This is a genomic window from Bacillus sp. FF-1 (assembly GCF_028548245.1).
In the GTDB taxonomy this organism is placed as follows: domain Bacteria; phylum Bacillota; class Bacilli; order Bacillales; family Bacillaceae_G; genus Bacillus_A; species Bacillus_A paranthracis.
Window position 1 is genome coordinate 1 of the sequence record NZ_JAQQGG010000012.1, and the last position, 26,243, is coordinate 26,243.

A 26,243-nucleotide genomic window follows, 5' to 3' on the forward strand; every position below is an offset into this window, starting at 1 on the left:
CCGTCCGCCGCTAACTTCATAAGAGCAAGCTCTTAATCCATTCGCTCGACTTGCATGTATTAGGCACGCCGCCAGCGTTCATCCTGAGCCAGGATCAAACTCTCCAATAAAGTTAGTTTGTCTAGCATCTAAAATAAAAATTGACGTTTCACGTTGTTTGTTTCGTTCAGTTTTCAAAGAACTAAAAGCGGGTGAAGAGAATCGAACTCTCGACCAGAGCTTGGAAGGCTCTTGTTTTACCACTAAACTACACCCGCGTGGTCGGGAAGACAGGATTTGAACCTGCGACCCCCTGGTCCCAAACCAGGTGCTCTACCAAGCTGAGCCACTTCCCGTAATTGGCGCGCCCGAGAGGAGTCGAACCCCTAACCTCTTGATCCGTAGTCAAACGCTCTATCCAATTGAGCTACGGGCGCTTATTCATGATGTTTTTTCGTCGTTGTGTTTTGGCGACTCAATTATCTTATCATACTACATTTTCAAATGCAAGTACTTTTTAAAAGATTTTTTCGATGCGGCCGAGAGGACTTGAACCTCCACGGGGTTTCCCCCACTAGGCCCTCAACCTAGCGCGTCTGCCGTTCCGCCACGACCGCGCGGAAAAAACAAAAGTGAGCCATGAAGGACTCGAACCTTCGACCCTCTGATTAAAAGTCAGATGCTCTACCAACTGAGCTAATGGCTCGTAAATGGCTGGGCTAGCTGGATTCGAACCAGCGCATGACGGAGTCAAAGTCCGTTGCCTTACCGCTTGGCTATAGCCCATCGAAATGCTTATCTTATTTTCAAAGACAAATGTTATTGTACCATAATGACCAATAAAAAACAACTGCCAATTAGCAGAAGTTAAAATGGCGGTCCCGACCGGGGTCGAACCGGCGATCTCCTGCGTGACAGGCAGGCATGTTAACCACTACACCACGGGACCATTTAATCTTTACATTAATGTCATTTTACTTTTCATTATAATATTATGGTGGAGGATGACGGGATCGAACCGCCGACCCCCTGCTTGTAAGGCAGGTGCTCTCCCAGCTGAGCTAATCCTCCGAAGTGGTGACCCGTACGGGATTCGAACCCGTGTTACCGCCGTGAAAGGGCGGTGTCTTAACCACTTGACCAACGGGCCAATATGAATGGCAGAGAAGAAGGGATTCGAACCCTCGCACCGCGTTCGCGATCTACTCCCTTAGCAGGGGAGCCCCTTGAGCCACTTGGGTACTTCTCTGTATGGCTCCGCAGGTAGGACTCGAACCTACGACCGATCGGTTAACAGCCGATAGCTCTACCACTGAGCTACTGCGGAATAATAAAGACAATTTGTATCTTATAAAAATTCTCATCGTAAGTCAAGAAGTTTTTTCACAACATCTTGTACAAACGTGACATGTTTATAATATACTGGATTGCGTTTTCACTGTCAAGATGTTTTCTTTATCAAGATTAGTTTCCCTTTACACTTTCCGCAGACATATCTTTTTGTATTTATTTGACGCCTCCTTACATATTGAAGTGAGCATTCCATACATTCATACATATAAACCTTTTTTCCCTTCTCTTCATTTATCATTCGTTTACAAAAGCGTGGTGCATCAACTGCCTTTAATAATTCTCGAAAATCCTTATCCCGATGCTTATACCCTCTTCCCGCAATATGTAAGTGATAATGACAAAGTTCATGTTTAACAATCCCAACTAATTCTTCTTTCCCATACATTTCATAATATCGATAATTCAGTTCAATATTGTGTGTATTCAACAGATAACGTCCACCAGTTGTACGCAACCTACTATTAAACATTGCTTTATGTAAAAACGGCATTCCGAAATATTGTAGTGATACTTCTTCCACTAGCCGCTGTATTTCTTGCTCATCCATTTTCATTCCTCCTAAACAAAAAAATATTTTTACACTTTTCTCCTCTCTTATACATATATTAAATAGTACATATACCCATCCTCATTCAAGAAGCGTGGTTTCTAAAAACATAGCAAAAATAGAAATCCACTCACCAACCTCTCATCAATAGTACTTTACATTTATGAGAGTAGGATTAAACAAGGAGGGATTCCTATGCCTACATGGCTCAAAAAACAAATGCAACGCGCATATTTTGAAAAAAACCGGTATCAAATTAAATTACTAAATGAATGCTGGTTTTATTATAGCAAAATACATCAAAGTTCCTAATCCATTACACGTTTTATCCTATAAAAAAAGAGCAGTTTCATCTGCTCTCTTCTCTTACTATTCAATCGGCAACATAGATAATGCAACGCGACCTTTTTTCGTATCAATATCATCTACCCATACTTTGACGATTTGTCCGACAGATACAACATCTAACGGATGCTTCACGTATTGTTTGCTTAGTTTAGAAATATGTACTAAACCATCTTGTTTCACACCTACATCAACAAAAGCACCGAAATCAACAACGTTACGAACTGTTCCTTCCAGTTCCATACCACGTTTTAAATCTTCTAACTTCAAAATCCCTTTTTTCAGAAGCGGTTTAGGCAACTCATCCCTCATGTCTCGCTCTGGACTAATGAGTGCATCTATAATATCAACTAATGTTGGTTCTCCAACTCCCGTTTCTTGCGACAACTTAGAAATCTCTACTTCTTCTAAACTCTTTTGTAATTGCGGTTGCCCTACGTCATCTTTCGATAATCCTAGACTCTTCAATAACAATTCAACATTTTTATATTGTTCTGGATGAATACCTGTACGGTCTAACGGATTTGCCCCTTCTAATATACGTAAGAAACCTATACATTGTTCATATGTCTTCGCACCTAGACGTGGTATTTTCTTTAAGTCTGTTCGTTTTGTAAATTTCCCTTCTTCTTCACGCTTTGCTACAATATTTTTCGCAACAGTTTTTGATAAGCCTGAAACATATTGCAGCAACGCAACTGAAGCTGTATTTACATTCACACCGACCTGGTTAACTGCTGTCTCTACTACAAACGTTAATGATTCATTTAATCTTTTTTGAGACACATCATGTTGATATTGTCCAACCCCAACTGATTTAGGATCAATCTTTACAAGTTCAGCAAGTGGATCTTGCAGACGTCTACCGATAGAAACCGCACTTCTTTCTTCAACCTGTAAATCTGGGAATTCCTCGCGGGCTAAATCAGAAGCCGAATACACACTCGCACCAGCTTCGTTCACAATAATATAGAAGACTTCTCGTTTCACATTTTGTAATACATCAACTATAAATTCTTCCGATTCTCTAGAAGCTGTACCATTCCCAATCGCAATCATTTCAACTTGATATTTATCTATAATAGAAAGAACTTTCGCTTTTGCATCTTCATATTTACGCACTGGTGGATGCGGATAAATAACATCAATATATAGAACTTTCCCCGTATCGTCTACGATAGCTAATTTACAACCCGTTCTATATGCAGGGTCTACAGCTAACACAACCTTTCCTTTCATTGGAGGTTGTAATAACAAATTACGTAAGTTCTCAGAGAAAATATGTATTGCTTGTTCCTCAGCTGTTTCTGTTAATTCTTTTCGAATCTCCCTTTCAATAGAGGATTGAATTAATCGTTTATAACCATCCTCAATTGCTAACTTTACATACTGTGCACTTTTTGAATCGTTATCACGAATTACTTTCTTATATAAGAAAGTTACTATCTCATCTACTGGCGGAACAACAGAAACTCTCAATATATCTTCTTTCTCACCGCGATTCATCGCTAATACACGATGCGGCACGATTTTCTGCAACGGTTCTTCATAATCGTAATACATTTCATATATATTTTTTTCATCTTTCTCTTCATCTTTTACAGCCGAAGACATAACACCTTTTCTAAAAGTAACATTCCGAATCCAACTACGATATGCTGCTTCATCTGAAACGATTTCTGCAATAATGTCTTGAGCACCTTGTAATGCCTCTTCTGCAGATTGCACTTCTTTCTCGGCATTTATAAACTCCATTGCCTTCTGATTCGGATCTTCTTTTGTATATAACAATAACCATTCAGCTAATGGCTCTAGTCCTTTTTCTTTTGCAATCGTTGCTTTCGTTCTTCTCTTCTCTTTATATGGACGATATAAATCTTCTACTTCTTGCAACTTTGTAGCTTTCACAATTTGCTGACGTAATTCTCCTGTCAGTTTCCCCTTCTCATCAATAAGACGAAGAACCTCTTCTTTTCTATCTTCAAGCTGCATTATATATTGCCATCTCTCTAAAATTGTACGAATTTGCACTTCATCTAAAGAGCCTGTCCATTCTTTTCGGTAACGAGCAATAAATGGAACTGTGTTACCTTCTTCTGTTAATTGAATAACATGACGAACTTGCTTTTCGGTAAAGCCTAATTCCTTCACTAACATTTTCATTAACGCTTGTCGATTATCTACCATTTCCATATACAACCGCAACCTCCTCTATAATAAAAAAAGTTGCCCTTCAAAGAGAGCAACTTAAACTGCCGATTTAAAAATCTATTAGTCCTAAACTAATTTGTAGCGCTTCATCTACACGAATCATCATCACTTCATCTAAGTGAGTGATTTTGTCCGTTAAGCGCTGCTTATCGATTGTTCGAATCTGCTCAAGTAAAATAACAGAATCTCTCTCAAAACCGTACTTTTTCGCATCAATTTCCACATGAGTGGGTAATTTCGCTTTTTGAATCTGTGCAGTAATAGCCGCTACAATCACCGTTGGACTAAAACGATTTCCGATGTCATTTTGAATGACAAGAACCGGACGAACGCCTCCTTGCTCAGAACCAACAACTGGGGAAAGGTCTGCAAAATACACGTCGCCGCGTTTTACAATCAAAATATTACCCCCCGCTAACTAAGCGTTCTACTGTATGAGCTGCTTCATACTCTGCTAAGAAAGCTTCAGATGCAATACCAAGATTAATTTTTCCCATTTCAATGTACCCACGTCGCATTGATTCATGTTGGTAGCGTTTCTTCGTCTTATGTTGACGCAATAACAGTTGTGTTGCCTGGCAAATTAGTTCATGGCGATTCTTATTCTCTTGTTTTCCAATTCCGTCCAATTCCGTTACCATTTGCTTTGGCAACCGAACCACGATTTCAGTAGTTACACTTGATTCGGACACAAAAATACACCTCCACCGTCAACTACACACCCAAATATATATATGACACCTATTGTAATAATACCATTGTATGGAGCCTGTTGCAAAGACTTCCTTATTCCTTGCTTATGTTTTCCAATTCACAAACAAAACATTCATATTCTTTTATTTTTTATCTCATTACAACAAGAAACGGAAGAGTTTCCACGTTAAATTATGTTAAAAGTAATGATAAGTAAAAAGCTTCTCGTCAAAAAACGAACTTATTCTTAGCCAACGAAAAGTCCTCTCACATGACAAGAAGCAAATCATACTACCTTCTATATATCATTCAAATAATTGATTACTTCCACAACTTTACCGTTCCGTATAAATATTCTCGGCACACGGAAACTAATCGTTGTAATAATTTCATAATTAATAGTACCTGAATATTCCGCAACCTCTGTAGCGCTAATATATTCATCTCCTTGCCTTCCAATGAGTGTAACTTTCGTACCAAGAGGCACTTTACAAGGAAGGTGAATCATGAATTGATCCATTGTTACTCGCCCTACAATCGGTACCCTTTTACCATTTACAAGCACTTCAAATCCTTGTAATCTTCTAAGCCAGCCATCTGCATAACCAATTGCAACGGTCGCAATCCATTCTTCCGTCTTCGTTCGATAAGTGACGTTATAACTAATTCCATCCCCTTTAATCACCTCTTTAATATGAGCAACTTTCGTATGCAATGATAGCGCTGGTTCTAATTTAAACGGTAAAAAAGGGCGTATTTCTACAGATGGAGATAACCCATACATCGCAATACCAATTCGTACTGCATTAAATGTAATCCCTTGAAAACGTAGCGTTGCAGCACTATTAGCTGTATGAACAAACTTAGGATCCACTCCGAATTCTTTCAACCAACTTAACTGCTCCAAAAATGTGTTATATTGCTTATCAAAGTAAGAAGTCTCCACCTCATCTGCCGTTGCAAAATGCGTATAAACTCCTTCCAATTCTAAGAATGGTGCACCTTCTAAGCTTTTTAAAAATCCTTTTAATTCTTTACGTTCACGTATTCCAATTCTCCCCATACCACTATCGAAATTAATATGGTATTTCATCGTAGACGAACCATCCCAAAGTTTGATTGCTTCATCTACCCATTCCTTTTGAAAAACAGTTAATGCTACATCATTTTCAGCAGCTACATTTATATCACGAGGAGGAGAAGGACCTAACACTAAAATCGGCGCAGTAATACCAGCTCTTCGAAGCACTAAAGCTTCATCTAAGAACGCAACTGCTAACCTTGTCGCCCCCGCTTCTAATGCTGTTTTAGCCACCGGTACATAATCGTGCCCATATGCATTCCCTTTAACAACGGCAAAAATTTCTACATCACTCGGGATAAATTCTTTAATATGTGTAACGTTGTTATAAATGGCATCTAAATCCACTTCCACCCAAGTGTCACGGTAAAATGGCGCTTCTTCCATAAACACACTTCCTTATACACGATATGCGAAGCTTATTCTTTTATATGCTTCTTTTATGAAATCCACCCTTCAAACTAAGAAAAGACGTGGTGCACATATATCACCACGTCTAAGAAGTTTACTTCACTTGCTTCTCTGTAACTGAACGAGCAACCATTAACAGCTCCTTCGGCTCTAAACCTTTAGACACGAGCATATATTCTACTCCGTTATGCGACCACGTTAAAGAGTCTTTCGTCAATGCTCCAATTGTAAAGCCAAGATCAACCAATTCCCCGCTCACACTTATCGCTGACGAAGCCTCTGCAACTTTTGCCTTTTCTTGTATTAAAGTAAAGGATTTCTTACTTCCAGTGTATGTGAGTATCGCACGCTTGCCACTGTCTGTCTTCAACTCTTTTTCATCTTTCAAAGTCATACCTTGCGGCGTATCACGCGGATACAAAATAGCAAATGGTTTGTCTTCTTTCGCTGTCGTTTGAACATCTACTTGCGCTCTAGACATATTTTGTTTCGTATCAAATGCACCTTTATCAAATTTCGCATCAAATTTCACTTTAGAGAAATCTACTTTCACAAGAACATTTTGATCATTATCCATTAACTTCACCGAAACTGGTGTTAAATCACTTTTCTTCAATGTAATCTCTTGTCTCGGCAACATGTTTTGATGCTGATAGTTTGTTTTTGTTTTAAAGATATAATACTTATCTGTTTTTTCAAAAGTAAGGTTTTTCTTATCCTGCAAAATATCCCTCACAAGAGATTCGTATAAATAAGCCTGGCTACTATTTTGCGGCCAATCACTTTGGAAACGGAAACTCTTATTAAGCGCTGGCGTTAATACAAATACACCTTCTTCATTCCTTAAAATAATTTGACTTTGGTCTTTTTTCGCATTCTGCAAATTCACACGATAAAAAGAAGGTTCCTTATGCCATATTTCTACCTTATACTCCTGAGGCTCATTCCCTGTTTTAATAGATAATTTCGCTTCAGCTTGATAGCTTTTCAACCCTTTTACTTTCGCTTCTAAATCTCTCACAACATCATCTTGTTTCTTTTCCATACAACCGGCCAACACAAAAACGGTTAATAAACCGACAAGAACTAAAAACAGACGCCTTTTCATCACTTCAGCCCCTTTGCCCCTATAAATGAATGGAAGATGTACCTTCCTTATCGCTACCACAAATATATGAGACAAAGATATAAAATATGCAGACTAGCGTGACGAGCTTTCTAAAACAACTTGAGCAACAGCAAATTCCTTACTATGACTAATTGATAAATGAACAATATGCTCTGTACTTGTAATAAGAATCGGCTTCCCTCTATCATCATTTCTTACTTCAACATCTAAAAAACTCACTTCTTTCCCAATACCAGTTCCTACCGCTTTTGAATACGCCTCTTTCGCTGCAAATCTTCCAGCTACAAACTCTGTAAGGCGGCTTCCCTTCAGCCCCTTAGCAACATTACGTTCACTTTCAGTTAAAATACGTTCCATAAATTTAAGCTTTCCATCTATCATTTTTTCAATTCGATTCAATTCAATAATATCGATTCCAATCCCTACAATCATTTCAAAATCCCCTTCTTCTATTTAGCTTTCTTTTTTCATATTGTAAGAATAACAGAGAATCTTTCTGATGCAAAAGGAGTGATACTCACAATATGCTAATACCATCCGCCCGCATTTCCTTACAACCAATCGTCATCGCTTTACTTCTCGTACAATTAATCATGATTATATTAGGCGATTTTTTCCTCTTTCCTATGGCAGCTTCTAATGAATATATCGCTAAAGGAGAATGGTGGCGTCTCATAACTTCCCTACTCGTACATGTAGACTTACCACATTTTCTTTCTAATAGTATTTGTTTATTCGTCCTTGGCTCTTCTATTGAAAAACAACTAGGCCACTTTTCTTTCATCATTATTTTTTTCCTTTCTGGCATTCTCGGAAATATTTTCTCTTATCTTATTATGCCCCATGAATATATTCATACCGGGGCATCTGGTGGTATCTTCGGATTGCTAGGTGCACAGTTATTTCTAATGTATAGCCGCTATCGTTCTTCCAATCCAAGAGACATCGCTATTTTTTCAATCATGATATGTATATTACTACTATTCACTTTCTTCAATCCCTCTGCCAACCCTATCAGCCATTTAACAGGATTGATCATTGGTGGTATTTGCACCCCTTTATTAATAAAAAAACTCGATGGTGCAGAGCTCATTTAATATAAAAGCTCGCACCATCGATAATTTCCACATCTGTTTGTTCACTTAAATCCCTCATGAGTTGAAATAAAGACTCATCCTTCATCTTCGCTTCAATCATACAATCAATTTGCGGAACACTTCCCTTTATCTTTTTTAAAAAAGATAAAAAAGTATCTACATCAATAAAGTCCGCATGTGCTCTCGGGTCTTTTCCCTCTCTAGGACTAGAAATGTGCATTTTCACTGGTAACAAAGACGATTCCCACGTATGTACGACACGCGCCCAATCTTCATGCCAATCTTCTCGATCATGATTCATCATATGGTGATGTAAATCAAATACAACGGGAATGTCCAATTTTTCTCCTAAATATAATGTGTCCTCGAGCGTAAAAGTTGTATCATCATTTTCTAACATAATCATTTCCTGAATACCTCTTGGGACATTAGACCAATTCTCTATAAAACGCTCTAATGCAAGCTCTTTATCTTTATATCCGCCACCAACATGCATTACACATCGTTGCTTATGTTCAATCCCCATACCTTTTAATAATTTTCTATGCATCTGTAACGTCTTTACAGATTGTTTAAAAATATTCTCCTCGGGTGAATTAAGTACAACAAAATGATCTGGATGAAAATCAATACGCATATTCATTCGAATAGCGTAATCACCTAGCACTTTTAAATTTTCTTTTAAAGGGCGAATATAATTCCAATCTAACAACTCCTCATGATTCGCTAAAGGAATCAGCTTGGAACTAAGTCGAAAGAACGATATGTCATGTCCTTTATTATGTTTTAATAATCGTAAACAGTTTTCCAAATTCGAATTAGCAATTCTTTCAAGTTTACGAATCGCCGCTTCCCGATCATCTATTTTTTGAAACTGCGCGTACGTCATCGTTTGAGATGGAGATGCATTTTTCAAATGTACACTCATCGCGACATAGCCAAGCCTTACAAGCATGCGGCACCTCATTTCTACATAAGTTATTATGTAGTATGTACAATTACAAAAATAAAAAAAGAGAATGCCGGCAAAGGGCATTCTCTTTTTCATTATTAAGCTTGTGGCTTACGGCTATGATGTTTTCTTTCGCCGCGTCCGTTTGAAGATCCTGGGCGTCCTTGACCTTCGCCACGACGACCACGGTTGCCGCCATCACGATTGCGATCACGGTTACCGTCACGATTACGACCATCGCGATTGCGGTCACGGTTACGACCATCGCCACCGCGTCCATCACGACTACGATTACGGTTACCATCACGGTATCCGCCTCCGTTACCGCCGCGTTTTTTAGAACCGCCACCTCTTGCAACAACTGGTGGTTCTGATGTTAAAGCGATTGGAGTTGTATCTGGCTCTTTTGTCATCATTTTTAAAGCAGCAGCTACTACTGTTACAGAGTCGTTCTCTTCTAACATTTCTTCCGCAATACGCTTGTAGTATGCTAAGTTTTCATTTTCGATTGTGTTTTGAAGTTTTTCAGCGATTAAACGTTGTTGACCTTCTAGTGCCTCGTCAAGTGTTGGTGCATCCATGCGGTCCATTTTACGTTTTGTTGTACGCTCGATATTTTTTAATTGTCCAGATTCACGTGGTGTTACAAATAGCATTGCAATACCTTTTTTACCTGCACGACCAGTACGGCCAATACGGTGAACGTATGATTCTGGATCTTGTGGAATATCGAAGTTGTATACGTGTGTTACACCCGAAATATCAAGACCACGTGCAGCAACGTCTGTTGCAACAAGAACTTCAATAGAACCTTCTTTGAACTTACGTAATACAGACATACGTTTCGCCTGAGTTAAATCACCATGGATACCTTCCGCAGCATAACCACGTAAATTTAATGCTTCTGATAGTTCATCAACACGACGCTTTGTACGACCGAATACAATCGCAAGCTCTGGAGATTGAATGTCTAATAAGCGTGTCAATACATCAAACTTTTTCTTTTCTTGCACTTCTAAATAGAACTGCTGAATGTTTGGCATTGTTACTTCTTTTGCTTTTACTTTAATGTGTTGAGGCTCAGTCATGAAACGCTCAGCAATACGACGGATTGGATCCGGCATTGTCGCTGAGAATAGTAATGTTTGGTGTGTTTCTGGCACATCTGTTAAAATTGCTTCAATATCTTCAATGAAGCCCATGTTTAACATTTCATCCGCTTCGTCAAGAACAACTGTCTCTACGTTTTGTAAGCGAAGTGTTTTACGGTTAATATGATCTAAAATACGACCCGGCGTACCAACAATAATGTGTGGGTGTTTTTTTAGAGCACGAATTTGGCGGTTAATATCTTGACCACCGTAAATTGGTAAGATACGAACGCGTTTATGTTTACCAATTTTGTATAGCTCTTCTCCAACTTGAATTGCTAATTCACGCGTTGGCGCGATAACAATACCTTGAACCGATTCTTTATGTGTATCCACTTTATCTAATAGTGGTAATCCGAATGCTGCTGTTTTCCCTGTACCTGTTTGTGCTTGCCCAATAATATCCTTACCTTGCAATGCATGTGGAATTGTTTCAGCTTGAATTGGCGTAGCCTCTTCAAAGCCCATACTTTCAACAGATTGCAGTAAAGAATCACTTAATCCTAATTCTCGAAATGTTGTCAATGTTACTTCTCCTTTTCTATCCTATACTTATCATTTAAAAAAAGGCGTTTTCCGAATTTGCGGAAAAGCCCTTTTCCTGAATGCTCACGTATATAAACGGGCGTATATTCTTCACGAAAATACTTCTAAACGTTATTACACTTTATCAATTATAAGTTTTGTATGTGTAAAAAGCAAACCCAACTGTTACCTTATTTTCATATTAAGAGTTTTTTTCTTCACTTTTATTTTTTTATATTTACTGTAAGCGCTTATTATAAGTTTCTTCTTTTTTCGTTGCTATCATCCCTATTTATATACACCAATTATTTCAACATCGTAATTACTTCTTCCAATTTCATACCGCGAGATGCTTTGACTAATACAACATCTTTTGCATCGACTACTGCTTGCAACTCTTTTACTAACTCTTCTTTATTATCATAAGCCTTTACACGTTCGTTAGGGAAATTAATTTTCGCTCCTTCAGCAATTTGAGCTCCTAATTTACCATATGTGAACACATAGGAGATTTTTGCTGGATCGATTAATTTACCTACCTCATAATGAAACTGTACTTCTTGATCTCCAAGCTCTAACATATCGCCGAGAACAACAATTTTTTTAGAGAATCCATCTAAACCATTCATTAGGTGGAATGCTGCTTCCATAGCTGTTGGACTTGCATTATAAGCATCGTTGATAATTGTTAATCCACTATTTGTTTTTACAATTTCCATACGCATGCCTGTCATTTGAAGTGTTACTAAACCTTCTTTCATCTCTTCCCACGTTACACCAAAATGTTTCGCAATTGCCATAGAAGCAAGCGTATTATACACATTGTGTTTCCCTAATACCGGTAGATAGAATGAAATGTTTTCTTCTCTATTCATTTTAAAGTGTGTCCCAGTTGCTTGTAACGTTACAGTCGTTGGATAGTAATCATTTGCTCTAGCATCACCAAACGTAACTGTTTCAGCTATTAAATTCATCTCAGGAACACGATTCGTTAATAATGGCTCATCTCCGTTATATACGAACACTCCACCTTCTTGTAATCCTGTCACAATTTCTAATTTCGCTTCAGCAATTGCCTCGCGAGAGCCTAAGTCCATTAAATGCGCTTCACCAATGTTCGTAATGATAGCTGCATTTGGACGAGCTAACTTAGATAAGAATTCAATTTCCCCACGGCTTGACATTCCCATTTCTAATACAGCTACTTCTGTATTTTCTTCTAAGTTTAAAATAGTAAGAGGTAGCCCGATATGATTATTGAAGTTTCCTTCTGTTTTTTGAACTTTGAATTTAGTCGCAAGAAGACTTGTTACAATATCTTTTGTAGATGTTTTACCGTTACTACCTGTCACACCAATCACTTTAACATCCAATTGGTCGCGATAGTTTTTTGCTAACATTTGTAATGCTGATAGCGTGTCTTCTACAAAAATAACCGGAAGATTCTCAGGTGGATTTGCTACATCTTTCATCCATAATGTCGCCACAGCTCCATTTTCAACAGCTTTATCTACAAAAGCATGTCCATCGAAACGTTCACCTTGAATCGGAACATATAAGTTTCCTTTTTCGATTTTTCTCGTATCAATAGACACTCCTTGTATAGTAATTCCCTCATACTGCTCTGCTAATCCCGTACCATTTGTCATTTGTTCTACTTGTTTTAACGTTCGATTTATCATAAAAACACTCCTTACATAGAGGAAGCACTATTCCTTCGAATAGTGCCTCCTCCTTTTTTTGTTAGATTGTATATTTAATTTTTTGTTTTTCTTCGTGACGCTCCATTGCTAAACGAATTAGCTCTTCAATTAATTCCGGATACGGTAATCCAGTATGTTGCCATAGTAGAGGGAACATACTAAACGGCGTAAATCCTGGCATCGTATTCACTTCGTTAATGTATACTTCTCCATCTTTCGTTAAGAAGAAATCAGCTCGCGTTAAGCCAGCACCATCTAACGATTGGAATGCAACAATCGCATCTCGCTTAATAACATTAGACTCTTCTTCTGTCATTTCAGCTGGAATAATTAACGCTGTATCACCATCGATGTATTTCGACTTATAATCATAGAAGTCTTTTTTAGGTACGATTTCACCTACAACTGAACATTTCGGTTCATCATTACCTAGTACACCAACTTCTACTTCACGTCCAACGATATTTTCTTCCACAATAATTTTACGGTCAAATTGGAATGCCTCTTCAAATGCATTCTCAAGTTCTTCACGATTTTTACACTTATTAATCCCAACACTTGAACCAAGGTTTGCTGGTTTTACGAAGCAAGGATAACCCAATACTTCTTCTACTTTTTCATATGCTGTTTCACGATCTTTTTCCCATCCGCTACGAATGAATGATGCATATTTCGCTTGTTTTAATCCAGCTTCTGCGAAAATGTTTTTCATAACAACTTTATCCATACCAGCAGCAGATGCTAGAACACCATTTCCTACATAAGGAATATTCATTAATTCTAATAATCCTTGTACCGTTCCATCTTCACCATTTGGTCCATGTAGTAATGGGAAAATAACGTCGATAGCATTTTCCTCAGCATTTGCAGATGGAATGATTTCTGTGCTTAATGATAGCGGAGAAATCGCATTTTCTGCACCGCTCATTTTTAGAACTTCAACATCTGTTACTTCACCTTCAATACGCTCACCGCGTACCCATTGACCTTGTTCTGTAATATAAATTGGATGAATCTCGAATTTATCTTGATTTAATGCTTTAATAGCAGCAAGAGCCGTTTGTAGCGAAACTTGATGCTCAGCTGATTTTCCACCATATAATAAACCTAATTTAATTTTTGTCACTGAAATCACCCTAACCAATTGTTTTCATTTTTCTATTTTAGCACTTTTTATAAAAATAGGTAGTTCCTATTTGAAATAAAATGCAACTTCCACAAATAATTAAATGACACCACTTATTGGTTTTCTATACTTTTTCCACTTAACTTTCTTGATAAATATATAAAGTGAAACTTTAATCAGTGGGGGCTTCATCCCCTACTGATTATTAGTTGAACCAATCGGACTTTTATGGGCAGCCCGACCCCCACCTAAATTCCTTGCTTTCGCTGAATTTTGAGGTGGGGGTCTTACTGCCCATTAAAGTGGGATAAAATTGCAATCCAACCTAGTTATGTACCTAAAATATGTAGAAATCCCCTTTTTGTGTATGTCATCTAATTATTAAGAAGATTGTTTGGTTAGTGTGCTTTTTTGCCTTTGTTCAACGAGACGGTCTAAAGAAATATATACAATACCTGCAACTACACAACCGACAGCTAAAATTGTAAATAAAAAGTGGCCAAGTAATCGGTCTAATAAAAAACCTCCAAGAAGTGGGCCGAATGCACTTCCTGTAATCCACTGCAAACTTGCAGCTCCCATATAAGTCCCCCTCAAATGCTCAGGAGCCAAATTCGCTACAAACGTCATCTGTACAGGCGACATAATCATCTCACCTAACGTATATATGGCATATACAAACAGTAACGTTATTAAAATAATCGTAGCATTTGTATCAAGTCCTCCAAACCACTTCGGTAACCACCCTATAAAAAATAACCCAATCCCAAACAAACATGCACCATATAACATCGTCTTTCCAACAGGTTTATCTGTGACCCATTTTGAAATTTGAAATTGGAACAACACAACTAATAGTCCATTTAAAGCCATTAAATATGGATATGGATTGTTAGTTCCAAAAATACCTTTCATTTCATTGTCAAAGTGCAGTGGCAACATGCCTTCTGTTTGAGAAAATCCCATCGAAATAATGATACCTGCTAATAAATAAATCATGAGTGCCTTATCTCGCAATACAATTTTCCACACTGCTCCTGATTCTTTTTCTGTATCACCTTCTTTATTCGTACTCTTTGGCATTGTCTCTTGAATAAGGACGAATACAAGCAATGCATAAAATAACATCGTAGATGCGGCAATAATAAACACAAGGTTCTTCGATAACATAACTACTGAAGCCCCCATTATCGGACCAATTGCAGCACCTATATTGTGCCCCATTCGCAATAAACCATATGCTTCTGTTCTTTTTTCTGGCGCCGTTACATCCGCAACCATCGCTGATGCAGCTGGATGAAATAACGAATTACTTAATCCTAAAAAAACAGATAAAATCGCATATGGAATAAATCCTTCTATAAATAAAAAACCGAGCATGAATACTGCATTGCTCGCCATCGAAAATATCATAATCGGTTTTCTTCCATATATATCAGCAATTCTTCCCCCTATAATTGATCCAAAGCTGGCAGCAATTGGAGACAGTGCCATAATCACTCCGACCTGTAATAATGAATCTACCTTATCTTTTAAATATAATGCAAAAAAAGGCATCAACATCATCATTGCAATTCCATTTAACGTCTCACCAATAAACCGAATCCATACGTTACGGTCCATCTCCCTTAACTCACGCCACGTATTTTTCATTATTTCACCCCTTTTGTTCAACAATAATTATCTTATAACAAGTTCAGAAGAATGTAAATTTTCAAAATTAAAAATCCATTCTAACAGAATTAGAATGGATTTTTCTACTTATAAATTGGCTGCGTCGTCTTCTTCTTTACTATTATTTAAAGCACTATGTTTTCGGCTATATAAGAAGTAAACCGCAATACCGATAATCATCCATACACCAAAACTAATCCAAGCCGTCCCGGATAATTGAAGCATTAAGTATAAACAAAAAATTACCGTTAACGCTGGTAAAAATGGTACAAGCGGCGCCTTAAATGCTCTTGGTAAATCAGGATGCGTTCTTCTCATTACAATAACAGCTACAGCTACAAGTGCAAAGGCTGACAATGTCCCCATATTTACAAGATGCGCTAACACATTTAAATCTATTAATCCTGAAATAAGTGCTGCAATAATTCCCGTTGTCCACGTATTTAAAAACGGTGTTTTAAATTTCGGGTGAACTTTAGCAAGACGTTTCGGCAACAATCCATCTCTACTCATTGCATATGAAACTCGTACTTGCCCATACATCATAACTAACATTACTGTTGTGATTCCTGTAATTGCGCCTACTGAAATTACTCCCGCTAAACTATCTTGTCCAATAAATTGAAGTGCAAAAGCGACTGGATCTGATATATTCAACTGCCCGTATGGAACAATTCCTGTCAAAATAAGCGAAACGATAATATAAAGAGCCGTACAAATTAATAAAGATGCAATAATACCAATTGGTAAATCACGTTGTGGACGTTTCACTTCTTCTGCTGCCGTTGAAACTGCATCAAACCCTATAAATGCAAAGAACACTGTAGCAGCTCCAGCCATTACACCATCTAAGCCAAATGGCATAAAAGGCGTCCAGTTTTCAGGTTTCACATAATTAAAACCAGCAAAGATAAAAATAAGAACAACCGCTAGTTTAATAAATACCATAATATTATTTACACGTGCACTTTCACGAACACCTCTAGATAAAAGAACTGTCATCACTAAAATAATTAGAACTGCTGGCAAATCAATTATTCCACCCTTTCCTGTACCAGGGGCTGAGGAAAGAATGGTAGGAATATGAATTCCAAATCCCTTTAATAAAGATTGGAAGTACGCGGACCAACCATTTGCCACAGCAGAGGTTGCAAGTAAATACTCAAGCATTAAGTCCCATCCAATTAAAAATGCGAATACTTCTCCCATCGTCGCATATGTGTACGTGTACACACTGCCTGAGACAGGAACTGAAGAAGCAAATTCAGCATAACAAAATGCAGCAAAGGCACATGCTAACGCGGCTATCGCAAATGATAATATAATAGCTGGTCCAGAATGTTTCGCTGCTACCACGCCCGTTAGAACAAAAATACCCGTTCCAACAATTGCCCCGATTCCAAGCATCGTTAAATCTAGTGCGCCCAATGTTCTTGCTAACGTCTTTTGTTTACTCTCTTGCATTAACTTTGCAATAGGCTTCTTTTGAAAAATTTGCTTCATAGCATGCTCCTCCAAGTTTTAAATTTTCTGAAAATTTTTAATTCGCTTTTTCATTTTACTCATAGTACTTTTTCCAGTCAATACTTTTGTCGAAATAAGTAGAAACTCTTATGAATATGCACGATTTTTATCATTCTTTCTATATATCTTTCTATAACTTTTTTTGGTATTATTATACATGTCGATTCCACGAAAAAGGCATGCTCTGTTATTGAGCATGCCTTTTTTACTTATTTCACAGTATATGATCCCTCTTCAATCCAGCTATACATATATTTTTCATCTTCTGTTTCATGTGCTTGTTTTACAATACGAAGCGGACGGAATGTATCTATCATAACAGCTAATTCAAGCGTTTCTTTTTTCCCTATACTCGCCTCTGTTTTCCCAGGATGTGGCCCGTGAGGAATGCCGCTCGGATGAAGTGTAATAGACCCTTCCTCCACACCTTTTCGGCTCATAAAGTTACCTTCTACATAGTACAGTACTTCATCACTATTCACGTTACTATGATAATACGGTGCCGGAATAGATTCTGGATGATAGTCATATAAACGTGGTACGAAAGAACAAATAACAAAATTGTGACCCTCGAACGTTTGATGTACTGGAGGTGGCTGATGAATACGACCTGTGATTGGCTCAAAGTCCTCAACATTAAAGACCCACGGATATAAATAACCATCCCAACCAACAACGTCTAACGGATGATGTCCTAAAACATGTTTATGCATATATCCCCTCGACTTTGTCATTACGACAAATTCACCTTTTTCATCATACGTCTCTAATTTTTCAGGACCACGAATATCTCTCTCACAAAACGGGCTATGCTCTAACAATTGTCCATATTCATTACGATAGCGACGCGGTGTTGTAATTTGACTATTTGCCTCTACAACAAGAAACTTAGTCTCTCCTTCATCTGGAATAACACGATAGATCGTTCCAATTGGAATTGTTACATAATCGCCCTTTCGATAATGAATCGTTCCAAACATCGTTTCAATTTTTCCTGTTCCGTAATGGACAAACAACATTTCATCGCCATCACCATTACGGTAGAAATAGTCCATTTTTTCTGTTGGGCTCACTACTCCGATTAATAAATCCTCATTCCCAAGTATAAAGTTTCTTCCGCTTACTGCATCACCACTTTTTTTATTTTCTTTCGTGCGAAAGTGACGATGAGAAAGAGCAACATCTTCTTCATACTGCAACTGACAAGAATGAGATAATGCCGCATGCCCTACTTCCGTTGGCATATAATGATGATACAAAATAGATTGCGTACCAGAAAAACCTTTTGTTCCCATTACCTGTTCACGATAAAGTGATCCATCTTTTTTACGGAATTGTACATGTCGTTTATGAGGTAGCTCCCCCATGTGACGATAAAACATGCTCATCACCTGCTTCCTTTTCTTTTTTGACCGTATTACGTAATGTACCTAAACCAGTAATCGTAAGCTCTACCACATCACCATCTTGCAGCCACTCTTCTGTACCCAGTTCTAAAATACAACCTGTTCCTACTGTCCCAGAACCAATCACATCGCCTGGATATAACGTAACATCTTCCGAAGCACGTTCAATCATTTCAGCAAATGTATAGTAAATATCTCGAAAGTTCCCTTTTGATAATAGCTTTCCATTTACATGAGCAGTCATCTCTAACTCATAACGGTCACCATTACGATAAATATCTAGTTCCTCTTTCGTAACAAGGTACGCTCCTAATGAAGTTGCAAAATCTTTTCCTTTCGCTGGACCAAGTCCTACCTTCATTTCTGTTGCTTGTAAGTCCCTTGCACTCCAATCATTCATAATACAATAACCAAAAATGTATTCCTCTGCTTGCTCACGAGAAATATTTCTTCCTTCTTTCCCAATTACGCAAGCAATCTCTAACTCATAATCAAGTTTTTTAGATTTCTTCGGACTAATTACAACATCATCTGGACCAATTACAGCACGATGGTTCGTAAAATAAAAAACCGGGATATCGTACCATTCAGGTACAACATCTAACCCTCTTCGGCTACGTGCCGTTTTTACGTGCTGTTCAAATGCATAAAAATCCCTAATACTACTCGGATTAGGAATCGCTGCTGCTAATTGCACTTCCTCTAAAGAATATATGCCCTTTTCCGGATTATTAATATTACGCAACACTTCTACATACTCATCCGCTTTCTCTAAAAAGGCGAACATAGAAGAAGGTAATTTTCCACCACTAGCAAGATTCATATCGATTACTTTGTCACCTTCAAGCCATCCAGCTCGCATTTCTTTTGAAGGAAGACGAAATGTAACGAATTTCATCCTAATTCCTCCTTATGAAAATGAAATTTCCACCAGCAAAAGAATGATTGCTGGTGGATATAAATTTTATAAATTCCCGCGACGCTCTTGTTCTCTTTCAATTGATTCGAATAACGCTTTAAAGTTTCCTTCTCCAAATCCACGAGAACCTTTACGCTGAATGATTTCAATAAATAAAGTTGGACGATCTACAATTGGTTTCGTAAAGATTTGTAGTAAGTATCCTTCATCATCGCGATCTACTAAAATCTTTAATTCTTTCAACTTATCAATTTCCTCATCAATTTTTCCAACTCGTGCAGTTAACTCATCATAATAAGTATCTGGTGTATCTAAAAACTCCACACCATTTGCACGTAGCGCTTCTACTGTTTTAACAATGTCATTTGTTAGTAAAGCAAGATGCTGTACACCTGCTCCATTATAGAACTCTAGATATTCTTGAATTTGTGATTTTCTCTTTCCATCCGCTGGCTCGTTAATAGGGAACTTAATACGACTTCCATTTGTCATAACCTTCGACATTAATGCTGAATACTCTGTACTAATATCATCATCATCAAAATGGATCATTTGTTTAAAGCCCATAACGTTCTCGTAATAACTAACCCACTCTTCCATCTTTTCAACATTACCAACTACATGGTCTACAGCAATTAAACCTGACTCTTCAAATGGAATATCAAACTCAGCCTTTTGGAATCCTGGCATAAATGTCCCTTTATAATTTTTACGCTCTACAAGCGTATGAATTGTATCACCATACGTACCAATAACTGCTTTTTTCAATGTACCGTTCTCATCTGTTAACTCTACAGGCGGAGCAATTGCGACGGCACCACGTTTCACCGCTTCTGAGTATGCTTTATCAACATCGTCAACAAGTAATGCCACATCTTTCACGCCATCACCATGAGTCTTTACAAACTCTGCAATACGATTGTCACTACTTAAAGCCCCAGACACAACGAAACGCATATTTTTTTGCACAAGAACATAAGATACTTTTTCACGATTACCAGTTTCTAATCCAGAGTAAGCCACAATTTTGAATCCGAATGCTCTCGCAAGATAGTAACTTGATTGCTTTGCATTTCCTACGTAAAATTCCAAATGATCTACATCACGTACTGGAAAAAAGTCCTCCATTTGTGCAGCTAGCGTATCCATAGATTTTTGTTTCATAAAATCCTCATCCCCCTGTAAATAGATTAAATGGTTCATACTTAAAACCAACCGAAAACGCTTCCAACATCAATTGATAGAAATTAGTTAGCAAGCTAACAAATTCTGACCTTTAAAATTTTCTATCTTTTCTGTCAAATTCCTCTTTTTTTCTTACATATAAAATTCGACTTTTTTCTCTTTAAAATAAAGGGGGCTATTCATACTTGAAGGGATATATAGAAGAAAAATAAAAAAGACTCCAACATATTAATTACTTACTAATATGCTAGAGTCTTTATTTTTTTTGAATGATTGTATTTATATGTCTCATACTAATACTTTTGCAAGGAATAGAATAAATGATGTTAATACTACCGCTCCACCTAATGATCCTAATAAATCTGTTTTTGTTACTTGTAACACTTGCTCACCGTTCATATTCCTCATTCTCCTTTCATTTTGTATAATGTAAAACTTCTATTATACTAATACACTTGATAGAAATACGATTAATGCTGTTAATACTACCGCTCCACTTGCTGATCCTACGAAGTCACCTTTTGTTACTTGTAATACTTGCTCTTTCATTTTGCATTCTCCTCTCTTTTTCTTTTTACAAAACCTCTATTATACTAATACGCTTGATAAGAATACGATTAATGCTGTTAATACTACTGCTCCACTTGCTGATCCTACGAAGTCACCTTTTGTTACTTGTAATACTTGCTCTCTCATATCTTTCATTCTCCCTTCTTTTTTCCTTTGTTACAAAACTTCTATTATACTAATACGCTTGATAGGAATACGATTAACGCTGTTAATACTACTGCTCCACTTGCTGATCCTACGAAGTCACCTTTTGTTACTTGTAATACTTGCTCTTTCATTTTGCATTCTCCTCTCTTTTTCTTTTTACAAAACTTCTATTATACTAATACGCTTGATAAGAATACGATTAATGCTGTTAATACTACTGCTCCACTTGCTGATCCTACGAAGTCACCTTTTGTTACTTGTAATACTTGCTCTTTCATATTATGTATCCTCCTTTTTAATAAGTTATCTATATGTAATTTCTAAGAAATGTTTATTTCATAGTTTTTATGTTGACGTTACATTAAATTTAATAACGTAATGTTTGTAACATTAATGTAACATAACTATTGTTACGTTGCAATATAATTACGTAAATTTTATTACACTTTTTTTACGTTTTTTTATAAACACCTTCAAAAACCTTGATTTAATGCATTTTCTACTAAATCCATATTTGTAACATTCATGTAATATTACAGTCATATAACGAAACATCCCTATACCTACCTCTACTTTTGTTACAAAGTAAGATAAATCTTTCATTAATAAAGTGGAATCTATCAAATTCTTACTGATAGTTCATGAGAGATAAAATATAATCTTTCCAAGATAAGTTTATATGTTTCCTTTATATAACTATGTATAATAAGAACAAAGAGGTGGTCATTTTGAAATTAATCGCATTAGATATGGATGGTACACTACTATCATCTAATCTTGAAATCTCCAAAGAGAACTTACAAGCTATCCAAACTGCAAAAGAGGCTGGTCATATTGTCATGATTTGTTCTGGCCGTGCAAAAGAGGATGCTTTGAAATTATTGGAAGAGTATAAACTATCTCTTCCAGTTGGAGCAAGCAATGGGGCAATTGTTTATGTGGATGGAGAAGTAATTAACTCACGTTGTATACAAAACGACAAAGTGTACAAACTTGCAAAATTACTAGAATCTGAAGGCTTTCCTTATAAGCTATATACAAATAAAGGAGTTTATTCTCCATATACATGGCAAGATCAAGTTATGCAAGCGTTCGAAGAAAACAAGCATGCACTAGATGTTACGCTTGAGGAACTTGAAAGAATTACAGAAAAACAAAAGAAATCAAACTTAATTACCGATTTCCAAAAAATAGAAGATGTTGTAAATAATCCAGAATTAGAAATATCTAAATTCTTTATTTTGACATTTAACGCAGGGCATCGCGCACAGCTATTGAGTATGTTACAAGAAGATACTGATATTATGGTTACAGCATCTGCTCCTACTAATTTAGAAATTATGGACAAGAATGGACATAAAGGAAATGGACTGAAACAAATGGCAGCCCATTTTAATATACCAATTGAAGATACAGTTGCTATCGGTGACAATTTTAACGATGTACCCATGTTAGAAGCAGCTGGTTTATCAGTTGCAATGGGAAACGCTGAAGAAGATGTAAAAAAACTATGTGATGTTGTAACATTAACAAACAATGAACATGGTGTTGCTCATGCAATCGAACAATTTGTATTGAAACAAACTTCATCTAGTAAATAAAAAAAGGACTCTTTCTATTTGAAAGAGTCCTTCTCTTTTATACATGATGACAAGCAACAAAATGCTCCTCACCAACATTACGAAATTCAGGTACCGTTTGTTTACAAATATCTGTTGCAAACGGGCAACGTGTATGAAAACGACACCCCGAAGGTGGATTCGCTGGACTTGGAATGTCACCCTCTAGTATGATTCTCTCTCGCTTCACTGTTGGATCTGGTATTGGAACAGCGGATAGCAATGCTTTCGTATACGGATGAAGTGGATTCGTAAATAACTCATCACGCGGCGCTGTTTCCACAATCGTTCCTAAATACATAATTCCAATCTTCGTACATAAATGCTCTACTACGCTTAAATCATGTGAAATGAACAAATAAGATAATCCCTTTTTCTCCTGTAGCTCACTAAATAAATTAATGATCTGTGCTTGAATAGATACATCTAATGCTGCCACAGGTTCGTCAGCTACAATAAATTCTGGGTTTAATACCATAGCTCTTGCAATAACGATACGTTGGCGTTGTCCACCCGAAAATTCATGAGGGTACCGATCAATATGATATGGGGCTAAGCCACATAACTCTAATACTTCTGTCACTTTTTCACGAACATTTTCTTTCGTCGCTAATCCGTGAGCTAACATCGGTTCACCAAGCGCTTCCCCAATTCTCATTCTCGGATTTAATGAGCTAAATGGATCTTGGAAGACAAGTTGCATATTAGGACGATGTTTTCTCAATTCTTCCTTAGATAAAGAGTGAACATCTTGCCCTTTAAACTTCACTTCCCCTTCCGTTTTTTGGACGAGACGTAAAATTGTTTTTCCTATCGTTGTTTTTCCGCTTCCCGATTCACCAACGAGGCCGAATACTTCACCTTTATTAATAGTAAAACTTACTCCATCAACTGCTTTTACATGTCCAACCGTTCTACTAAATATGCCGCCTTTAATTGGAAAATATGTTTTTAAGTTTTTTACTTCTAATAATGGTTCACTCATTGTTTCGCACGCTCCTCATATAACCAGCAAGCAACTTTATGATTCTCATCATGTACATTCAAACTTGGCGCTTCTTCTTTACATATTTCCATACAATGCTCACAACGGCTGCTAAAGTAGCAAAACTCATCCAAACCAACTAAATTAGGAACTTGCCCTGGAATAGAATATAGTTTATCTATTCTTTTTCCCATCACTGGTTTTGATTTTAACAAACCTTTCGTATACGGGTGTTTCGGATTTTGGAATATTTCTAGTACCGGTGCTTCTTCAATAACTTTCCCGCCATACATAACGACAACATAATCAGCCATTTCCGCTACGACACCTAAGTCATGTGTAATTAATAAAATGGATGTTTTAAATTCCTTTTTTATTTGCCTTAATAAATCTAATATTTGAGCTTGAATCGTAACATCAAGAGCCGTTGTCGGTTCATCAGCAATTAATAACTTAGGATTACAACTAAGTGCAACAGCAATCATAATACGTTGTAACATACCACCGCTCAGTTCGTGTGGATAAGAATGGACGATTTCATCCGCGCGGGCTATACCGACTTTACGAATTAACTCAATTGCCTTCTTATATGCTTCATTTTTACTAAGTAATTCATGCTCCCTTAACGTCTCTACAATTTGTTCCCCTACAGTAAAGACTGGATTTAGCGATGTCATCGGTTCTTGGAAAATCATCGCAATATCATTCCCTCGTAAACTACGAAGCTCTTTCTCTTTCATTCCTAAAAGACTTTTTCCTTCATATAAAATATCTCCACCTACTACACTACCTGATTCAGCAATAAGTCCCATAATAGATAAAGCCGTTACACTTTTCCCGCAACCAGATTCACCTACAACACAAACAGTTTCACCTTCTCGAACAGAAAAACTAACATGATTCACAGCTTTTACTGTTCCTTCTTCTGTCTGAAAGTGTGTTTGTAAATCTTTTAGCTCTACTACTGCTTTACTCATATTCCCTCACCTACCGTCTCATCTTTGGATCTAACGCATCACGAAGTGCATCACCAAGTAAATTAATGGATACAACTGTTATAAAGATTGCAAAACCAGGCGGAATCCATAACCATGGGCGCTTTTGAAAATCAATTAATGAGTTCGCTGCACTAATCATATTCCCCCATGATGGTGTAGGTGGGACAACGCCGAGACCTAAGTAGCTTAGTGCGGACTCACTTAAAATAGATCCAGCCACGCCCAAAGTTGCTACAACAATAAGCAACGGAAAGACATTAGGAATTAAATGATGAATAATTTTTCGAGAATCCTTTAATCCTAATACATCTGCTGCTTGCATAAATGCTTGCTCCCGCAATGTTAAAATTTGTCCTCTCACAAGACGAGCAAGTCCTGGCCATCCTACTAAACTTAAAATAATCATTACAACATATAAACGGTATTCTGATGGTAATTTCCATTCTGATAAAATTGCTCCCATTATAATAAGTAGCGGTAATCCCGGAATGGACATTAACACATCCGCAACACGCATAATTAAATGATCCACAACCCCTCGATAAAAACCAGCAATTGCTCCTAATAAAGCTCCTAGTATAACGGATAGTAGCATCGACGCTAAACCAATTGTTAATGAAATACGACCTGCTTGCATAAGTCTAGTTAAAATATCCCGTCCCAACTGGTCTGTTCCAAGCCAATGTGATAGGTTGGGTGGTTTATTAATTTGTGTTACTTGTACTTTTCCATCAGCATATGGTGAAAAGATTGGACCGATAAAACTAAATAAAAACATAAATATTAAAACGTATAATCCGTACAATGCCATCTTATTTTTCTTAATTTTTTTATACGCTTGGCGCCATGGTGATGATTCGTTTCTCTTTTTCCGTTCTTTCTTTTTCTCTATTATTGGTGTAATGGTCTCCAT

Annotated in this window: 27 protein-coding genes, 11 tRNA genes and 1 rRNA gene; 3 read left to right on the forward strand and 36 right to left on the reverse strand. The window is 37.2% G+C overall.

The annotated features are described in order from the left end of the window. The 13 genes from PQF83_RS26080 to PQF83_RS26140 form a co-directional block, all read right to left on the reverse strand. Window positions 1-110: ribosomal RNA gene (locus PQF83_RS26080) — 16S ribosomal RNA — on the reverse strand; the annotation flags it as partial. A 76-nt stretch (window positions 111-186) separates the two neighbouring features. Continuing rightward, window positions 187-257: transfer RNA gene (locus tag PQF83_RS26085), tRNA-Gly, on the reverse strand. A 1-nt stretch (window position 258) separates the two neighbouring features. Continuing rightward, window positions 259-335: transfer RNA gene (locus tag PQF83_RS26090), tRNA-Pro, on the reverse strand. 4 nt (window positions 336-339) lie between these two features. Then, window positions 340-416 (reverse strand) — tRNA-Arg (locus PQF83_RS26095). A gap of 97 nt (window positions 417-513) precedes the next feature. Then, window positions 514-596: transfer RNA gene (locus PQF83_RS26100), tRNA-Leu, on the reverse strand. A 16-nt stretch (window positions 597-612) separates the two neighbouring features. Then, window positions 613-685: transfer RNA gene (locus PQF83_RS26105), tRNA-Lys, on the reverse strand. A gap of 5 nt (window positions 686-690) precedes the next feature. Next, window positions 691-765 (reverse strand) — tRNA-Gln (locus PQF83_RS26110). 87 nt (window positions 766-852) lie between these two features. Next, window positions 853-928, reverse strand: a tRNA-Asp gene (locus PQF83_RS26115). Between the two features lie 46 nt (window positions 929-974). Further along, window positions 975-1,050 (reverse strand) — tRNA-Val (locus tag PQF83_RS26120). A 4-nt stretch (window positions 1,051-1,054) separates the two neighbouring features. Beyond that, window positions 1,055-1,129 (reverse strand) — tRNA-Glu (locus tag PQF83_RS26125). Between the two features lie 8 nt (window positions 1,130-1,137). Next, a tRNA-Ser gene (locus PQF83_RS26130) sits at window positions 1,138-1,228 on the reverse strand. Window positions 1,229-1,231: 3 nt separating this feature from the next. Next, window positions 1,232-1,306 (reverse strand) — tRNA-Asn (locus tag PQF83_RS26135). 114 nt (window positions 1,307-1,420) lie between these two features. Continuing rightward, entirely contained in the window at window positions 1,421-1,879 is a 459-nt protein-coding gene (locus PQF83_RS26140; RefSeq protein WP_000344246.1) for a SprT family protein, read from the reverse strand. 195 nt (window positions 1,880-2,074) lie between these two features. Between PQF83_RS26140 and cmpA the strand changes: the two genes are divergently transcribed. Further along, window positions 2,075-2,191, forward strand: coding sequence for a cortex morphogenetic protein CmpA (gene cmpA / locus PQF83_RS26145; protein WP_001143642.1), 117 nt, complete (start codon window positions 2,075-2,077; stop codon window positions 2,189-2,191). Window positions 2,192-2,248: 57 nt separating this feature from the next. Here the strand turns inward: cmpA and PQF83_RS26150 are convergent, their stop codons facing one another. The 6 genes from PQF83_RS26150 to acpS all read right to left on the reverse strand — a co-directional run bounded on the left by PQF83_RS26150 (window position 2,249) and on the right by acpS (window position 8,181). Further along, the gene (locus PQF83_RS26150; protein WP_000426228.1) at window positions 2,249-4,417 is read right to left on the reverse strand and encodes a Tex family protein; all 2,169 of its coding nucleotides are present in this window, start codon (window positions 4,415-4,417) and stop codon (window positions 2,249-2,251) included. Between the two features lie 67 nt (window positions 4,418-4,484). Then, a complete protein-coding gene (gene ndoA, locus PQF83_RS26155) occupies window positions 4,485-4,835 on the reverse strand; it encodes a type II toxin-antitoxin system endoribonuclease NdoA (protein WP_000635963.1) in 351 nt (116 codons plus the stop codon). 4 nt (window positions 4,836-4,839) lie between these two features. Continuing rightward, window positions 4,840-5,127 carry an antitoxin EndoAI gene (locus tag PQF83_RS26160; RefSeq protein WP_000004570.1) on the reverse strand — a complete coding sequence of 96 codons (288 nt, stop codon included), beginning with the start codon at window positions 5,125-5,127 and terminating at the stop codon, window positions 4,840-4,842. Between the two features lie 299 nt (window positions 5,128-5,426). Further along, entirely contained in the window at window positions 5,427-6,596 is a 1,170-nt protein-coding gene (gene alr / locus PQF83_RS26165; RefSeq protein ID WP_000390599.1) for an alanine racemase, read from the reverse strand. A gap of 118 nt (window positions 6,597-6,714) precedes the next feature. Continuing rightward, the gene (locus PQF83_RS26170; RefSeq protein ID WP_025991724.1) at window positions 6,715-7,665 is read right to left on the reverse strand and encodes a LolA family protein; all 951 of its coding nucleotides are present in this window, start codon (window positions 7,663-7,665) and stop codon (window positions 6,715-6,717) included. 156 nt (window positions 7,666-7,821) lie between these two features. Continuing rightward, complete coding sequence (gene acpS / locus PQF83_RS26175; protein WP_000635038.1) at window positions 7,822-8,181, reverse strand: holo-ACP synthase; 360 nt, start codon at window positions 8,179-8,181, stop codon at window positions 7,822-7,824. Between the two features lie 92 nt (window positions 8,182-8,273). Between acpS and PQF83_RS26180 the strand changes: the two genes are divergently transcribed. After that, window positions 8,274-8,846: a rhomboid family intramembrane serine protease gene (locus PQF83_RS26180; protein WP_000906924.1), complete on the forward strand. Its 573-nt coding sequence runs from the start codon at window positions 8,274-8,276 to the stop codon at window positions 8,844-8,846. On the opposite strand, the gene uvsE is transcribed toward PQF83_RS26180, so the two are convergent. The 14 genes from uvsE to PQF83_RS26250 all read right to left on the reverse strand — a co-directional run bounded on the left by uvsE (window position 8,839) and on the right by PQF83_RS26250 (window position 22,006). After that, window positions 8,839-9,801: a UV DNA damage repair endonuclease UvsE gene (gene uvsE / locus PQF83_RS26185; protein WP_000961149.1), complete on the reverse strand. Its 963-nt coding sequence runs from the start codon at window positions 9,799-9,801 to the stop codon at window positions 8,839-8,841. The two genes, PQF83_RS26180 and uvsE, sit on opposite strands and share 8 nt — an antisense overlap. A 95-nt stretch (window positions 9,802-9,896) precedes the next feature. Continuing rightward, window positions 9,897-11,474: a DEAD/DEAH box helicase gene (locus PQF83_RS26190; protein ID WP_000206582.1), complete on the reverse strand. Its 1,578-nt coding sequence runs from the start codon at window positions 11,472-11,474 to the stop codon at window positions 9,897-9,899. A 305-nt stretch (window positions 11,475-11,779) separates the two neighbouring features. Next, window positions 11,780-13,156, reverse strand: a complete 1,377-nt coding sequence (gene murF, locus PQF83_RS26195) for a UDP-N-acetylmuramoyl-tripeptide--D-alanyl-D-alanine ligase (protein ID WP_000610683.1) — start codon at window positions 13,154-13,156, stop codon at window positions 11,780-11,782. 61 nt (window positions 13,157-13,217) lie between these two features. After that, on the reverse strand, window positions 13,218-14,303 hold the full coding sequence (locus PQF83_RS26200) for a D-alanine--D-alanine ligase (protein WP_000161445.1): 1,086 nt from the start codon (window positions 14,301-14,303) through the stop codon (window positions 13,218-13,220). 381 nt (window positions 14,304-14,684) lie between these two features. Continuing rightward, complete coding sequence (locus tag PQF83_RS26205; RefSeq protein WP_000799737.1) at window positions 14,685-15,956, reverse strand: MDR family MFS transporter; 1,272 nt, start codon at window positions 15,954-15,956, stop codon at window positions 14,685-14,687. 108 nt (window positions 15,957-16,064) lie between these two features. Next, on the reverse strand, window positions 16,065-17,480 hold the full coding sequence (locus tag PQF83_RS26210) for an amino acid permease (protein ID WP_000809368.1): 1,416 nt from the start codon (window positions 17,478-17,480) through the stop codon (window positions 16,065-16,067). Between the two features lie 230 nt (window positions 17,481-17,710). Continuing rightward, window positions 17,711-18,883 carry a homogentisate 1,2-dioxygenase gene (locus PQF83_RS26215; RefSeq protein ID WP_000499916.1) on the reverse strand — a complete coding sequence of 391 codons (1,173 nt, stop codon included), beginning with the start codon at window positions 18,881-18,883 and terminating at the stop codon, window positions 17,711-17,713. Then, window positions 18,849-19,805 (reverse strand): fumarylacetoacetate hydrolase family protein, encoded by a 957-nt coding sequence (locus tag PQF83_RS26220; protein ID WP_000674031.1) that lies wholly within the window; start codon window positions 19,803-19,805, stop codon window positions 18,849-18,851. The genes PQF83_RS26215 and PQF83_RS26220 overlap by 35 nt, the downstream gene beginning before the upstream one ends. Window positions 19,806-19,871: 66 nt before the next feature. After that, entirely contained in the window at window positions 19,872-20,990 is a 1,119-nt protein-coding gene (hppD, locus tag PQF83_RS26225; RefSeq protein ID WP_000810913.1) for a 4-hydroxyphenylpyruvate dioxygenase, read from the reverse strand. A 309-nt stretch (window positions 20,991-21,299) separates the two neighbouring features. After that, window positions 21,300-21,419: a DUF3948 family protein gene (locus tag PQF83_RS26230; protein WP_001993573.1), complete on the reverse strand. Its 120-nt coding sequence runs from the start codon at window positions 21,417-21,419 to the stop codon at window positions 21,300-21,302. Window positions 21,420-21,452: 33 nt separating this feature from the next. After that, the gene (locus tag PQF83_RS26235; RefSeq protein ID WP_000664237.1) at window positions 21,453-21,560 is read right to left on the reverse strand and encodes a DUF3948 family protein; all 108 of its coding nucleotides are present in this window, start codon (window positions 21,558-21,560) and stop codon (window positions 21,453-21,455) included. Window positions 21,561-21,599: 39 nt separating this feature from the next. Beyond that, window positions 21,600-21,716 carry a DUF3948 family protein gene (locus PQF83_RS26240; RefSeq protein ID WP_073536510.1) on the reverse strand — a complete coding sequence of 39 codons (117 nt, stop codon included), beginning with the start codon at window positions 21,714-21,716 and terminating at the stop codon, window positions 21,600-21,602. 35 nt (window positions 21,717-21,751) lie between these two features. Then, window positions 21,752-21,859 carry a DUF3948 family protein gene (locus tag PQF83_RS26245; RefSeq protein ID WP_000664237.1) on the reverse strand — a complete coding sequence of 36 codons (108 nt, stop codon included), beginning with the start codon at window positions 21,857-21,859 and terminating at the stop codon, window positions 21,752-21,754. Between the two features lie 39 nt (window positions 21,860-21,898). Beyond that, window positions 21,899-22,006 (reverse strand): DUF3948 family protein, encoded by a 108-nt coding sequence (locus PQF83_RS26250; protein ID WP_000664237.1) that lies wholly within the window; start codon window positions 22,004-22,006, stop codon window positions 21,899-21,901. Between the two features lie 450 nt (window positions 22,007-22,456). On the opposite strand from PQF83_RS26250, the gene PQF83_RS26255 reads away from it, so the two are divergent. Next, window positions 22,457-23,329: a Cof-type HAD-IIB family hydrolase gene (locus tag PQF83_RS26255; protein ID WP_000766404.1), complete on the forward strand. Its 873-nt coding sequence runs from the start codon at window positions 22,457-22,459 to the stop codon at window positions 23,327-23,329. 37 nt (window positions 23,330-23,366) lie between these two features. Here the strand turns inward: PQF83_RS26255 and PQF83_RS26260 are convergent, their stop codons facing one another. From PQF83_RS26260 to opp4C, 3 genes are read right to left on the reverse strand one after another with little or no spacing between them, the layout of a single operon-like run. Continuing rightward, the gene (locus PQF83_RS26260; RefSeq protein ID WP_001294512.1) at window positions 23,367-24,332 is read right to left on the reverse strand and encodes an ABC transporter ATP-binding protein; all 966 of its coding nucleotides are present in this window, start codon (window positions 24,330-24,332) and stop codon (window positions 23,367-23,369) included. Then, on the reverse strand, window positions 24,329-25,309 hold the full coding sequence (locus PQF83_RS26265; RefSeq protein WP_000030785.1) for an ABC transporter ATP-binding protein: 981 nt from the start codon (window positions 25,307-25,309) through the stop codon (window positions 24,329-24,331). The genes PQF83_RS26260 and PQF83_RS26265 overlap by 4 nt, the downstream gene beginning before the upstream one ends. A 10-nt stretch (window positions 25,310-25,319) precedes the next feature. Next, window positions 25,320-26,243 carry an oligopeptide ABC transporter permease gene (gene opp4C, locus PQF83_RS26270; RefSeq protein WP_000447961.1) on the reverse strand — a complete coding sequence of 308 codons (924 nt, stop codon included), beginning with the start codon at window positions 26,241-26,243 and terminating at the stop codon, window positions 25,320-25,322.

Coding starts and splice junctions, on each gene's coding strand:
- PQF83_RS26140 (WP_000344246.1), bottom strand. CDS start 1,879: ATGGATGAGCAAGAAATACAGCGGCTAGTGGAAGAAGTATCACTACAA.
- cmpA (WP_001143642.1), top strand. CDS start 2,075: ATGCCTACATGGCTCAAAAAACAAATGCAACGCGCATATTTTGAAAAA.
- PQF83_RS26150 (WP_000426228.1), bottom strand. CDS start 4,417: ATGGAAATGGTAGATAATCGACAAGCGTTAATGAAAATGTTAGTGAAG.
- alr (WP_000390599.1), bottom strand. CDS start 6,596: ATGGAAGAAGCGCCATTTTACCGTGACACTTGGGTGGAAGTGGATTTA.
- PQF83_RS26170 (WP_025991724.1), bottom strand. CDS start 7,665: ATGGAAAAGAAACAAGATGATGTTGTGAGAGATTTAGAAGCGAAAGTA.
- acpS (WP_000635038.1), bottom strand. CDS start 8,181: ATGATTGTAGGGATTGGAATCGATATTATTGAATTGAATCGAATTGAA.
- PQF83_RS26180 (WP_000906924.1), top strand. CDS start 8,274: ATGCTAATACCATCCGCCCGCATTTCCTTACAACCAATCGTCATCGCT.
- uvsE (WP_000961149.1), bottom strand. CDS start 9,801: ATGCTTGTAAGGCTTGGCTATGTCGCGATGAGTGTACATTTGAAAAAT.
- murF (WP_000610683.1), bottom strand. CDS start 13,156: ATGATAAATCGAACGTTAAAACAAGTAGAACAAATGACAAATGGTACG.
- PQF83_RS26205 (WP_000799737.1), bottom strand. CDS start 15,956: ATGAAAAATACGTGGCGTGAGTTAAGGGAGATGGACCGTAACGTATGG.
- PQF83_RS26210 (WP_000809368.1), bottom strand. CDS start 17,480: ATGAAGCAAATTTTTCAAAAGAAGCCTATTGCAAAGTTAATGCAAGAG.
- PQF83_RS26215 (WP_000499916.1), bottom strand. CDS start 18,883: ATGTTTTATCGTCACATGGGGGAGCTACCTCATAAACGACATGTACAA.
- PQF83_RS26220 (WP_000674031.1), bottom strand. CDS start 19,805: ATGAAATTCGTTACATTTCGTCTTCCTTCAAAAGAAATGCGAGCTGGA.
- hppD (WP_000810913.1), bottom strand. CDS start 20,990: ATGAAACAAAAATCTATGGATACGCTAGCTGCACAAATGGAGGACTTT.
- PQF83_RS26230 (WP_001993573.1), bottom strand. CDS start 21,419: ATGAGGAATATGAACGGTGAGCAAGTGTTACAAGTAACAAAAACAGAT.
- PQF83_RS26235 (WP_000664237.1), bottom strand. CDS start 21,560: ATGAAAGAGCAAGTATTACAAGTAACAAAAGGTGACTTCGTAGGATCA.
- PQF83_RS26240 (WP_073536510.1), bottom strand. CDS start 21,716: ATGAAAGATATGAGAGAGCAAGTATTACAAGTAACAAAAGGTGACTTC.
- PQF83_RS26245 (WP_000664237.1), bottom strand. CDS start 21,859: ATGAAAGAGCAAGTATTACAAGTAACAAAAGGTGACTTCGTAGGATCA.
- PQF83_RS26250 (WP_000664237.1), bottom strand. CDS start 22,006: ATGAAAGAGCAAGTATTACAAGTAACAAAAGGTGACTTCGTAGGATCA.
- PQF83_RS26260 (WP_001294512.1), bottom strand. CDS start 24,332: ATGAGTGAACCATTATTAGAAGTAAAAAACTTAAAAACATATTTTCCA.
- PQF83_RS26265 (WP_000030785.1), bottom strand. CDS start 25,309: ATGAGTAAAGCAGTAGTAGAGCTAAAAGATTTACAAACACACTTTCAG.
- opp4C (WP_000447961.1), bottom strand. CDS start 26,243: ATGGAGACCATTACACCAATAATAGAGAAAAAGAAAGAACGGAAAAAG.